The 12,676-nt window shown below is 41.3% G+C and carries 8 protein-coding genes; 5 read left to right on the top strand and 3 right to left on the bottom strand.

Annotation, left to right across the window (positions count from 1 at the left end):
* Positions 1-111: 111 nt before the first annotated feature.
* The 3 genes from RIB15_RS00260 to RIB15_RS00250 form a co-directional block, all read right to left on the bottom strand.
* Entirely contained in the window at positions 112-906 is a 795-nt protein-coding gene (locus RIB15_RS00260; RefSeq protein ID WP_350200135.1) for a hypothetical protein, read from the bottom strand.
* A 45-nt stretch (positions 907-951) separates the two neighbouring features.
* On the bottom strand, positions 952-1,467 hold the full coding sequence (locus tag RIB15_RS00255; protein ID WP_350200134.1) for an SLATT domain-containing protein: 516 nt from the start codon (positions 1,465-1,467) through the stop codon (positions 952-954).
* A gap of 392 nt (positions 1,468-1,859) precedes the next feature.
* Entirely contained in the window at positions 1,860-2,513 is a 654-nt protein-coding gene (locus RIB15_RS00250; protein WP_350200133.1) for a hypothetical protein, read from the bottom strand.
* A 102-nt stretch (positions 2,514-2,615) separates the two neighbouring features.
* Here RIB15_RS00250 and RIB15_RS00245 point away from each other — a divergent pair, with 102 nt between their 5' ends.
* Genes RIB15_RS00245 through rnr form a run of 5 tightly spaced genes read left to right on the top strand, consistent with a single transcriptional unit; the run spans position 2,616 to position 12,662 of the window.
* Positions 2,616-4,124, top strand: a complete 1,509-nt coding sequence (locus RIB15_RS00245) for an NFACT RNA binding domain-containing protein (RefSeq protein WP_502881327.1) — start codon at positions 2,616-2,618, stop codon at positions 4,122-4,124.
* Positions 4,121-4,684, top strand: a complete 564-nt coding sequence (locus RIB15_RS00240; RefSeq protein ID WP_350200131.1) for a shikimate kinase — start codon at positions 4,121-4,123, stop codon at positions 4,682-4,684. The genes RIB15_RS00245 and RIB15_RS00240 overlap by 4 nt, the downstream gene beginning before the upstream one ends.
* Complete coding sequence (gene aroB / locus RIB15_RS00235; protein ID WP_350200130.1) at positions 4,677-5,768, top strand: 3-dehydroquinate synthase; 1,092 nt, start codon at positions 4,677-4,679, stop codon at positions 5,766-5,768. Before RIB15_RS00240 ends, aroB begins: the two co-directional genes overlap by 8 nt.
* Positions 5,768-10,480, top strand: a complete 4,713-nt coding sequence (locus RIB15_RS00230; RefSeq protein WP_350200129.1) for a translocation/assembly module TamB domain-containing protein — start codon at positions 5,768-5,770, stop codon at positions 10,478-10,480. Before aroB ends, RIB15_RS00230 begins: the two co-directional genes overlap by 1 nt.
* 10 nt (positions 10,481-10,490) lie before the next feature.
* The gene (gene rnr / locus RIB15_RS00225; RefSeq protein WP_350200128.1) at positions 10,491-12,662 is read left to right on the top strand and encodes a ribonuclease R; all 2,172 of its coding nucleotides are present in this window, start codon (positions 10,491-10,493) and stop codon (positions 12,660-12,662) included.
* Positions 12,663-12,676: the final 14 nt, after the last annotated feature.

Below are 12,676 nucleotides of genomic sequence, written 5' to 3'. Positions count from 1 at the left end.
GCCGTAGGTAGGATGAACCTATGCCATGAAATAATTACCAGGTAGGTAGTGCTCGTTCCGCCGGACTTCTTCGGAATTTATATAGCAACTTCACAAGACTTTAGACTATCCTCAATAATCCTCGGTAACGCTTATTTCAAAAATACCCAGATCTTTCTGAAAGAAAGGAAGCACATTCGAGTGATATCTTGTTTGTTCAAAAGTTGGCGCATGGATGATAACTGAAAAGTTATGATACCATTGAGCGGTTTTAACCTGATACAATCTTCCGTTAACAGAAAACCGGATTATTTTGATATTCACGATGTCTGATTTTTTTTTGTAATCGCCACCATAACTGTTGATGACTTCAGTATTTGATGGAGTGCTTCTATAGGCGGAGTTTGTAATATCTTTGTATTGAGGATTAGATACCAGACATTCCTTTTCAATCCAAAGATTGGTTTCCGCTTTATTCTCCTCGATCTCATATGTAATGTTATTCGATTTCAGGATACTGATAAGTTCAGATGCAGAAGTTCCAGCTTCGCAATTTTTGGTGAAATAACTATAGAAACCCAAGCCATCATATCCTTCACGTTGGAAAGGCCCCATCCTGAACCCTGCAGAGGCCCAGTCTCTCGGAAAGCCATGACTGGCGGTACTCAGAAATTCCAGCTTGGTCACTATTTCGTTCTGACTGGAATACACATTAAACCGATCCTGTATGGAGTATTTTGCACACCGAAAGTAATATTCGCTTACCTGAATACGCTCAAGGCAGGTTCCCCGGTTTTCAATTTCTTCGTTGGTTGTAACACCAATCTCAATATCGAAAGGTAAGGGGAGGAAGGTAGTTTGTGCCTGTACGGGGATTCCCCAACACGGCACCAAGAAAAAGAAACGAAGCAGGCTTATGGTTTTCATTTTATATAGTTGATGAATAGTTAAGAGGGCGGAAGCAAGCCATGATCAGGCGGCTTTATCTGTATTCTTGTTTCTTACAAACAATACAGGGTCGGCTCCGTCGGGGTCGGCGACAATGGCTTTAATGGTACTATTGCGTAAAGTGGGAGCTTCTTTATCTATGGCATTCCATGTTTCTTTGACGAATTCCATAAACGCTTCCGGATTTGTACTGCCCGGGCCGCATGTAATTACCTGCTGAATGCTGCGGGCCAGCTCTCCGTATTTAACGGCCGTAGTTTTGTGCACAATGAAACGTTCACCGAACTTCATAAACGTTTCTACAGCAATCAGGGCCGCTGACAATAAACTGACAAAACCTCCTAAAAATACAATCAGGTTATTATAGGGCAGTTGTTCTATATCGGCAAAAATACCGGCTCCAACAATGGTTGAAAGCAAAGCAGCCGGAATGCCAAATTTCCAGTTTAATTTTTCATAGAACCGGGCACTTAACTCATGTTCAACCTGGTAGCGGCGGATAGTTTTATGCCATCGGTTGAGTAATTCTTCGTATATCATGGGTTTTTACAGTTATTCCTTTTCAAACCATCAGGAAAAGCAATGACGGTGTTAAAGGAGATGTGAAATAACTAACAGTGTATTGTTTAGTATTGCTTCAAAATGAAGAGGTGAGCACCACGATATCCTTATTTTTAGGCATTGAATAATAGTACATACAATTTTGAAATTAGTATATATCCCTAAAAAATATTTTTTCTAAACAGCAAGTCGGGGCTCTCCAGGTTGAGTTGCGAAGATGGATACTAGCAAAAAGGGTATGAGTAAGGTAAAAGTGAAAAATCTTAATTTCCTAAATGAAGAGGGTACAGCCGTCTTCCAGGATATGCTTCACTTTGTCTTCCTATCGCTTGACCTTTTTCATCATGACAATTAGAAAGGAGTAAATAACTTTAAGCAGCTACCGAATCATCGAGGATTTCATCAGCCAGGTAAATCACTCTGTTGGCTTTAAGGAGCAAATCCTGCAGTTTTCGGCTTACCAAATGCTGAACTTCCTTTAGGCTCTTGGGCGAAGTCAGTTCATATTGGAAATAAGAGATAAGGTTAATGGCGGAGAGATAGCGGCCATGCTCATCTCCGTCAATTTCGATGTGCCAGCGGGTGATGATATCGTCTTTAGCCAGTAGTTCATTTACCCGTTTGCTAATGGATTCCATCCAGCGGCTGGCTCGTTCAATGCGGTAATTTCCTGCTTCTCCGGGTATTTCGGGCTGACAGCGGTCAATATCAAACAACCAGCTCATTTCAACATCTATGGTAGGAGTGACGTTGGATTTGGTTAGGGTTTCGATCTTGAGAAACGGATGACTATTCATACCTTCCAGTTCTTTGGCCATGGTGGTTTCCCGGAAGCTATCCCAGTCAAAGTTGATGGAAAGCGAATTCATGAAGTTAGATGTCTGATCCAGTCCAATGATTAATTCTAATCCGGTGGCATGAATCTTATTATCTTCCCAGGTCCTGAATTTCTTGGCTTTAATCCCTCTTTTGCCCAATTGTGATTCTACAGTATTTACGATAGAATTAAATATTGGATAATGCATGAAACCTGTATTTTCCCCTCTATTTAAATGAACTATTACGAACTAATATATCTAAAGCGAGAGCTTAAAAACAAGTTAACTGTCGGTAAAATCGAGCAGGCGGTGAGCCCATATAAAAACTATTTGGAGTTTTTTGTGCATACAGACACCGCTAAACACCGATTATGCTTTAGCTCAGCCCCCGGAAATATTGCATTATATCTGGATAGCTTCCGCGGAGCAAAAAAGAGCAACACCATTGATTTCTTTGAGAAAATTTATGGCGTGGAAATAACCGATGTAACCATACCAGAGACCGATCGCTGGCTTTTTATTCACTTTAAGGACGGGCATAAATTACACTTCAGGCTGTTTAGTAACCGGGCTAATGTTTTCCTTTCCAGGGAAGGGCAAATTGTTGAAGTGTTCAAAGAATATGATGAAGAGGGAGAAGAACCGTCATCTCCCCAGGTTTTGAATGTATATGAGATCGAGGAAGATATAAGCAGAAAAAGCACCAAGAATAAATTGGTAGCTATCAATGCGATGTTCCCCAGACAAAATATTCCCGAGCTTATTGATATTTACAATCTGGAAGAGTCTAGCGTAGAAGAACTGCAGGAGTTTGTTCGAAAAATCTGTGATGAGATGGAAAATGAACCCTTCCCCCGGCTCCTTGAAAATGGAGACACCACGCTGCTGTCTGAAAAGACCTTACCACTGAAGACTGAAAAAGAATTCGAAAGCGTAAATGACCTTATTCTTTATCGCTATAAGAATTACTCCAGGGATCAGCGGCTCAAACAGCGGAAATCATCACTCCTGAAAAGCCTGAAGCGTAAAATAAAGCGTACTAAATCAGGCTTGCAAAACCTGGAACAAGCGGACAAAGGACTGGAACGCGCTGAAAAATACGAGCAATGGGGGCATATTCTGATGGCCAATGCTCATCTTGGAGATGTTAACCAGGAAGAGATTGAAGTGGAAGATTTATACAATGAAGGCGAAAATGTGACTATTCCGCTTGAGATCGATCTGGACATAGCAGAGAATGCCCAGCGTTATTACAAGAAATCATCCGGGGCTGAAAAGTCTTATGAGGAAGCCATGAAGCGTATTCCCATCATGCAAAAAGAAAAAGAAAAGGCCGAACGGTTACTGGAACAGGCTGAATCTATTACGAATCTCTGGGATTTTAAAGATTGGGAAAAAGATCATGAAGAAGAGCTCAAAGAATATAGAAATCAGGACAACTCATCAGATGAAGAACAGCTCCCATTTTACACACTCGAAGTAATGGGTTACCCGGTTTGGATTGGGAAAAATGCAAAAAGCAATGATACCCTAGTCCAGAAAGCTCATAAGGAAGATGTGTGGATGCACGCACGAGGTGTTCCCGGTTCACACCTTGTTATCAGAATGGGGAATGACAAAGGAATGCCCGGAAAAAAGGTGTTACTGGAGGCCGCTTCGTACGCTGCTTATAATTCGAAGGCAAAAGGATCGAATTTGGCTCCTGTGATCATCACCAAAAAGAAATATGTCCGAAAACCCAAAGGTTCTCCTCCCGGGGCAGTAGTTGTGGACCGGGAAGAGGTAGAAATGGTGACTCCTAAAAAGCCCAATACATGAACTCATATCGGCTGGAAAGATTTAAGGACAGTATTTACGTGTGTGGCTTTATGGCTTCAGGGAAAAGCACGCTTGGAAAAGCTCTGGCTGAAAAACTGGAACGGGAATATCGCGATCTGGATGAGGTTATTGTAAATAAGGAAGGAAAGAGTATCCGCAAAATTTTTGATGAACACGGAGAAGATTATTTCAGAGAAAAAGAGTGGGAATATCTGCTGGATTTGACCCGGCATTTCAACGGAGTGGTTTCACTGGGAGGTGGGGCATTGCAGAATCAGCGGATAGTTGATCACCTTAAAGTAAATGGTTTGTTACTTTTTGTGGATACCCCACTGGAACAAATCACAGATAGAGTACTTGATAGTAATGAACGGCCAATTCTATTTAATAAAGACGGAAAAATTAAATCCAGGGGAACTCTCTTTACAGAGCTGAAAGCCTTATATTCAGGTCGAGAAAAATTCTACAAACAGGCTCAGGTTGGCTTAAAAACAACGTTGTTTTCCTCTGTTGAGGAAATGACCGAAGCAGCCATCGAAAAAATTACCCGGCATGTCTGATTCTATTTCAGTTCAAACATCTACAGCAGATACTTACGAATTGCACTTTGGTTACGATTTGAGTGCAGAATTAGAGCACTTTGTTCAGAATTTTGGTTCTGGTAAAGCCTTCTTAATGGTTGATGCTTTTGTACTGAAGCATCACAGAACACATTTTGAGAAAGCTCTCAAATCTCATTTTAAAGAACTGCACGTTTTTGAAGTGCCCAGGGGAGAGCAGGCTAAGAATATTGAAGTTTATAAGCAGGCCGTAGATTTTGTTTTGAATGAGGGGGTTGAAAGAGGAACCCCTTTGATAGCTATTGGCGGAGGTGTGACTGGTGACTTATCTGGTTTTGTGGCGGCAACGGTGCTGCGGGGTATACCGCTTATTCACATTCCCACAACATTGCTGGCTATGGTTGACAGCTCCATAGGTGGGAAAACGGGCATTAATCATATTACCGGAAAGAATTTGATTGGCAGCTTTTACCAGCCGGCAGCGGTATTTGCTGATGTGAAGTATCTTGAGACATTGCCGGAAAAAGAATGGGTAAATGGCTTGAGCGAAGTGCTCAAATACGGGATGATCCATAGTCCCGAAATCCTTGAGAAGGTAAAGACGTTGATAGAACAAAATACCTTTGTTGATGGAAAATCATGGTTGCCGTTAATTCAGCAGAGCGCAACAATTAAAGTGGAAATAGTGGCCGAAGATGTACTGGAAGCGGGTAAAAGAGCGTTTCTAAATTTCGGACATACCTTTGCACACGTGATTGAAAAAGCAGGTAACTATACAACATATTCTCATGGTGAAGCTGTGTATGCCGGAATGATAGCCGCAGTTCATGCTTCAAACTCTTTGGGAGCAAATATTGATTTATCCAATTTATTGCAGTTTAAGCCGTTGTATAAGCTGACTTTGGATCAGGTGGATTCATCTGCAAAAGAATTAGTGCACCTGATGAAATCAGATAAAAAAGTGAAGGACGAACAAATACAACTCATTTTGTTAAAGCAAATAAGCTCACCTTATGTATACAAAGTATCGGAAACCGATTTTGTGGAACGGACATGGGAGCACACACTAAATATTTTTAAATAGTGGCATATATACGCTGGTTACATAAATCCTGGAATGTTTTCTGGACCTTTATCGGGGTGCTTGTGTTGACTATTGCCATAGTTTTCGGTGCTGCTTTTGGCTTAATGCAACTCCAGCCAGTTAAAGATCGGGTAGCTGTAGAACTTCAGGACCGGTTCAGCCAGAACTTTGAGGGTGTACTAAGTATTGGTGAGCTTGATGGTTTACTGCCACTTCGTATGCAAATGAGTAATGTTAAAATATACCCGGATTCTTCAGAATTTGAGCCGGTTTTTGAGACCAATGCCATCAATGCCAGTCTCGATGTTTGGTCTTTGCTTCGTAATCGTGTTGTGATCAATGCTCTGGAAATTGAAGCGCCGATGGGTATCATTGATCCGAAATCTGACTTTTCTCTTGATGAAGCTTTCAAGCTGAAAACTGCATTACCGGCAAGAAATAATACCATAAACAATTCATCAGGATCTTCTTTTCAAATTATTATCCCCTCTGTAGTTGTTCAAAACGGGAATTTTATATTCAGAAATGCATTTGAAAGACCAAACAGATTGTCCTCGGCTGACAGTATGAACTTGCAAAATGTGCAGATGGACATGTTTTTTGAATTTACGGAAGATCAGCGCTTTGTAGACATCAACCAGATAAAGTTTGATATCCCTGAATTTGATATCCCTTCTGTTGAACTTTTTGGTCAAGTTTATAATGATTCCAGGTTCCTGGAACTTAATGCCCTCAATGTAAGAGTAGGTAATTCTACAGGGCGCTTTAGCGGGGAGGCCGAAGGGGTGAATCTGCTTGAGGGAAGAGTAAAAGAACAGATCATAAATGCTACTTTAAACATGCAGGTAGACCGCCTGTCACTGGAGTCGTCTTACATAACACGATTTTTTCCGGACATTCCCGAGCTTCAAAATACTATAAGAGGATCTGTAATGGGCGAAGGAACATTGGATTCCCTTTATTTCAGCAATGCAGAATTGAGTGTTGGTGATAGTTTTGCTGATTTGAACGGTTATGTCAGGAATCTCCGGAGTAGTCGTCAATTTTCATATAATATAAACCTTGAAGCAGCAGTATTAGGTCAGAATGAGCTTCAACTGTTAAACTCTAAGTTAACCCCCTCTCAACTGGCAGCACTTACGTCTACACGATTCGAAGGGGAAGTTTCCGGCACTAAAGATAGTACAGCTACAAACATCATTGCAGAGAATATAGAGCGCGGTCGTTTTGAAATAGACGGAGTTTGGAGCTGGAGTGATCAGATAGGTTTTGATCTTACTTTCAATACGGATTCCCTTGATCTTGGGAACTTAATTGACCCACGAATACAATCGACAGACCTGACATTGAATGGTGAAATAAAAAGCTCTTCTCTAAACTTCAGAGAAAGTAAAGGCGGGCTGGTAATCAGGTCGGAAGAGGGAGTTTTTGATAAGAGGAATTTTAATCAGGTTTCGATATTAGCAAACTGGGACAGAGGCTTGATTGAGCCGGATATCAGGGCAGAAGTAAATGGAGCACTTTTAACCACAAATGGTACTATAGACCTTAGCACATCCATTCCGTCTTATTCATTAAATGGAGAAGCCGGTAATATCTTTCTGAATGAGATTGTACAGGACAATCGTATGCGTGAGGTTTATGCAGACCTGGAGTATGATGTTAATCTCAGAGGGAAAGAATGGAACGATCTGTTTGGACAGGTCAGCCTTGATATAACCCGGGCTGTAGCTGGAGAGGATACTCTGGGTCGGCATCAGCTTTATATGGATTTTAATGAACCAGATGCCCGGCAAAGAATTCTCCGGTTAACGTCATCAGCATTTGACGCCACAGTTCAGGGAGATTTTGTGCCTGCAGATGTGCTAACACTCAGTAAACAATGGACCCAGTATTTTAAAAATAGGGTGCGGGAAGAGTTTACCTTTGATAGTTTAAGTGCGGTTAGGGATTCTACCCAAATTCTTCGGAATCAAAGTCTGACGATATCCGGCAGGCTAAAGAACCTGGGATTGATAAAGTCTTACTTCCCTGATTTCCCGGTTATAAAAACCTCTGCCCGCATTAATTCTACCATCAATGTAAACTCCCAGCGGCTTCTCTTTAACGCTACCTTTGTTGATACTGAGACGGGCATTAGAAATTTTGATGCTGATTCACTGATGGTACAAGCCACAGGAGGTTTCAGAAGGGACGCATCATTAAAAGATTTTTCCGGACTGCAATTCCAGGCTGATGCTGCACAGATTGACTATTATTCTGTAAAAGGAAGAAATTTTGATTTTTCAGCGAACTTCAATCAGGATTCTGTTGAAGTAAGGAGCAGTATTCAGCAGTTAGCAGAAGACGCATCATTCTTATTTCATGCCGGAGGGGAGATTTCGGAGGATGCTTTAACGCTGTTTATCCATGACTTTATGCTGGGAACTGATACATTCCAATGGGCAAACGCAGGCACTCCTATGCTTCAGTATCAATCCAATGAAAAACTAAAGCTGAGAGATTTTGTATTTGAGAGTGATTCGCAATTTGTTCAGGTAAATGGCACGTTCAGCAGTGCTACAGAAGACTCAGTAGATTACAACATTGCTGATGTAAATCTGGCCCGCCTTTCGGATTTAATAGGCGGAAGGATTCGCTTTGGTGGAATCGTAAATGGTAAATTTACCACAAGAACGCTCACAACAGTGCCGACTATACAAGGTGAAATTGATGTGGAAGCCCTCAACCTGGATAACACTCTGTTTGGAGACATCCTGCTCACAAGCCGCTACAATTCTTCACTGGATAGATTTGATACCAATATTACCGTCAGTACAGATTCGGCCAAATATCCTCAATACTTTGCAAACAATGATCGAAAAGGTCAGAATTTTGAAATAGACGGATACGTGTTAGCTCCAAAGGAAGGCAATTTTCCTGATGTGGATTCCCTCTATCAGTTTGACATAGACTTTGAGAATATTGACTTGTGGATATTGCCTTATATCGGACCAAAGGTATTTGCTGAAGCATCTGGATTGGCCAACGGGACCGGAAAAATTTGGGGTAATTTACAGACTTACGATTTCGAATCGGATTTTATGGTTGGTATTGACGATGCAGCTTATATCCGTCCCGAGTTTTTAGATACGTATTACTACGCACAGGGCAATTTGACATTTACGCGGAACGACGGTTTTACCTTTAACGATATCTATTTCATTGATCCTTCGGGTGGTAGTGCCATTCTCAGCGGCTATTATGACTTAAATGACTTTGGTCCTTCAGATAGTCTGCGAATTAGCCTGGAAATGGATGAATTCCAGTTTCTGAATAGTACATTTGATCCAACTGTGGCATTTTTTGGACAGGCCTATGGTTCCAGCACGGTAACCATTTCCGGAACCAATATGAACCCTGTACTTAGAACAGAACAGCCAATTGTGATCTCAGATTTCTCCCAGATTTCTATTCCTCTTCTGGAAGAAACAGAGTTTAATGAAGACAACCGCTTCATACGCTTTGTAAACTCTTTTGACATGGATGATATCCGTTCTGGCATGAGTTCAACCAACAATCGTAATCGAATAAACGGGGTGCCGGGGCAATCGGAGGAGGAGTTAACATTTGCTGAACGCTTTACCCTGGATCTGCAGTTTGTGGCATCCAACCCCATGACCGTCCAGCTTATATTTGATCCGGTTACGGGTGATATTGTTACAGCAGATGGTACAGGGCGACTTCGGATCTTGCTAGAGGATGAACAGGTTTCCATGTTTGGCCGCTTTGATATTACAGGCGGGAGTTATCAATTTGTGAGTGGAGATATTTTTACCAGACGATTTGAACTGGAACAAGGTGGCACTATTATTTGGGAAGGGGACCCGGCAAACGCACGTCTTAACCTGAATGCAATTTATCGTGCAAGGCCTGATATTAACACGCTTAGTAACACTGGAACCCGAGATCCGGCTAATGCCCAGCGTGTGCCTGTTGAATTGGTGTTGAATATCGGAGGTACCATTTCCGGTATTGAGAATAATTTCTTTTTCCGGCTGCCCGATACTTTCGAATCGCAGCAAAGCTCAACGCTTTCGACACAACTGGCATCCATTAACAGAGACGAAAATCTGAAGTTAATCCAGGCTACTAATTTCATGTTGATGGGGGATTTTATTCCGGTTTCATCTGCTGGAGACCCACAAGGCAATCCTTTTGGGGAAAATTTATCGGGTAGTGCGGCCGTATTGAACCCTTTGCTTTCGAGCCAGGTTATTAACCCATTGTTATCAAATCAGGTAAATTCGTTATTGAACAGCGATTTGAGTAGTTTAGATGTAGATTTTAACTTGAATACATATAACCAAGTAGACCTTGGAGTTGCACTGCGGCTTTATAATGATAAAATAATACTTCGTCGAGAAGGACAAATTACAGGAAGACAATCAAATATTGGAGATCTTGGTGCTACCTATAGAATCAACCGCACCTTTGCAGTAACGGCTTTTCATCGCCAGGATCTTACTTTCGGAACCATTAGCAGTACCGAGCAATCTCAACAATCTCAGGAAATAAACGGGGTAGGCCTTGAGGCTAAAGTAACTTTCAATACCTGGGATGAATTTTTTAATCGGTTGCTTTCCCCTTTCAAAAAGCTATTTGGCGTTAAAGAAAAAGAACAGAATCAAGAAGAAATAACAGAAAACATAGAGGGACAAGATCCCACATAAGAATATTTGAATGAGTAGTAAGAAAGACAGATTAAGTAAATTTGAAGATTTGGTTGTTAATCTATTAAAAAACAGCCCTGACGATAAGCTAACAAGAGAGCAGATTATTAGTGTACTTCGTTTAGAAAGTAATAATGAAATTAAAAGACTGGATAAATCATTAAACCGGTTAGCTAATCAAAATACCGTCAGCAGAAAAGACAATTATGTTTTTCTGGGGAAAAACAACACGAAGAAAACCAAAAAATCCTCAGGTTCATCACATATTGTAGAAGGTAAAATTGATATCTCAGTCCGCGGAACCGGATATGTAATTACCGATGAGCTCGATCAGGATATCATGATTTCATCCCGTGATGTAGGAACTGCTCTTAATGATGACAAAGTTCGGGTGAAAATCACCGGTCAAAAGAAAGGATCAGGTCAGCCAAGGGGTAAAATCCTGGAAATTTTAGAACGCGGGAAAGACTTTTATGTAGGAACGCTTTCTAAGGTTAGCAAAGAGAATTTCGTTATTGAATCGGATAAGAAATCGGTTCACACCAACTTCTTTGTGCTTCCGGAATTTGTGAATGGAGCACAGGATGGAGATAAGGTTATTTTTGAATTGGTGAACTGGGTTCATCCCAAAGCACTTCCTGAGGCTCGCATTAAATCGGTGTTAGGCAAGTCGGGTTCAAACGATGCCAATGTGTTATCCATTCTTGCTGAAAATGACATGGTGGCTGAGTTTCCCAAGCAAGTGGAAGAATATGCAGATCAAATTCCCACAGAAATTCCAGAAGAGGAATGCGCAAGACGCCGGGATTTGAGAGACGAAAATGTATTCACCATAGACCCTGATGATGCCAAAGACTTTGATGATGCATTGAGCATTAAAAAGCTGGATAATGGCAATTATTACCTTGGAGTACATATTGCTGATGTAACCCATTATCTCACTCCAAAAACCATTCTTGATGAAGAAGCACACAGCCGTGGTACCAGCGTTTATTTGGTAGACCGTGTAATTCCGATGCTTCCTGAAGTATTGAGTAATGGCGTGTGTAGCTTACGACCAAATGAAGATAAGCTGACTTATAGCTGCTTCATGGAGATAGCACCCAATGGCAAATTGGTAGATTATTCCATCGAAGAAACGGTGATTCATTCCAAGCAACGGTTTACCTATGACGAAGCCCAGCAAGTAATCGAAGGACGCAATCATAAGTTTGCATCTGAAGTGAAGCTGGCTGAAGAACTGGCAAGAGTTCTTCTCGATAAGCGATTCCGTGAAGGAGCCATTGATTTTGATACTCCTGAGCCTAAATTCGTTTTAGATGATGATGGCAAGCCGCTTAAAGTGATTCTGAAAGAACGCATTTTTGCACACCGGCTTATAGAGGAATGCATGCTGATGGCGAACAAAACCGTTGCAATGCATGTGGAAGAACTTCGAAAACGATCGGATAAAAAACGCTCAAAAGATTTATATCCATTTTTCTACAGGGTTCATGACAAGCCTGATCAGGAGAAATTAGCTTCTATTGCAGAACAGGTGAAACCTATAGGAATCAAGTTTGAAGTAGGAAAAAATGTCTCTCCCAAAAAGATAAATGACCTTCTCAAAAAAGTAGAGAATACAAGCTTGGAGTATATCGTTAACGGATTGATGCTTCGGGCAATGGCTAAAGCTGAGTACTCACCTAATAACGTTGGGCACTTTGGATTGGGTTTTGGACATTATGCACACTTTACCAGTCCGATTCGCCGTTACCCCGATGTGATTGTGCATCGCTTGTTAAAAGGTTACAATTCAGGTGCAAGAGTGTATACCCATGACCAACTAAAGAAGGACGGAGAGCACTGCAGTGAACGCGAACGTGTAGCTGTAGACGCTGAGCGTGACTCTGTCAAACTAAAGCAGGTTGAGTTTTTAAGCAGTAAAACCGGTGAAAAATTCGATGGAATTATAAGCGGTGTGATGGAAAGGGGAATTTTTGTAAACCTGAAAGACATTTATTGTGAAGGAATGATAAGAATGAGCGATCTGAAAAGTGATTACTTTGTTTTTAATGAAAAACGGCACGCTTTGGTAGGCCGTAAGAGTGGAAAACAGTATCAGCTTGGTGACGAAATCCGGGTCTATGTTAAAAGCACAAACCTGGAAAAACGACAAATTGATTTCGGATTAGCCAAATAACTTTTAATACTCTT

It is taken from the genome of Gracilimonas sp., from assembly GCF_040218225.1.
Taxonomy (GTDB): Bacteria; Bacteroidota; Rhodothermia; order Balneolales; family Balneolaceae; genus Gracilimonas.
Note: the sequence above shows the minus strand (reverse complement) of the source record. Positions and strands in the feature narration are given on the sequence as shown.

Excerpts from the sequence above, each read along its gene's own strand:
- RIB15_RS00260 (WP_350200135.1), bottom strand. The coding sequence starts at position 906 with ATGAAAACCATAAGCCTGCTTCGTTTCTTTTTCTTGGTGCCGTGTTGG.
- RIB15_RS00255 (WP_350200134.1), bottom strand. The coding sequence starts at position 1,467 with ATGATATACGAAGAATTACTCAACCGATGGCATAAAACTATCCGCCGC.
- RIB15_RS00250 (WP_350200133.1), bottom strand. The coding sequence starts at position 2,513 with ATGCATTATCCAATATTTAATTCTATCGTAAATACTGTAGAATCACAA.
- RIB15_RS00240 (WP_350200131.1), top strand. The coding sequence starts at position 4,121 with ATGAACTCATATCGGCTGGAAAGATTTAAGGACAGTATTTACGTGTGT.
- aroB (WP_350200130.1), top strand. The coding sequence starts at position 4,677 with ATGTCTGATTCTATTTCAGTTCAAACATCTACAGCAGATACTTACGAA.
- rnr (WP_350200128.1), top strand. The coding sequence starts at position 10,491 with ATGAGTAGTAAGAAAGACAGATTAAGTAAATTTGAAGATTTGGTTGTT.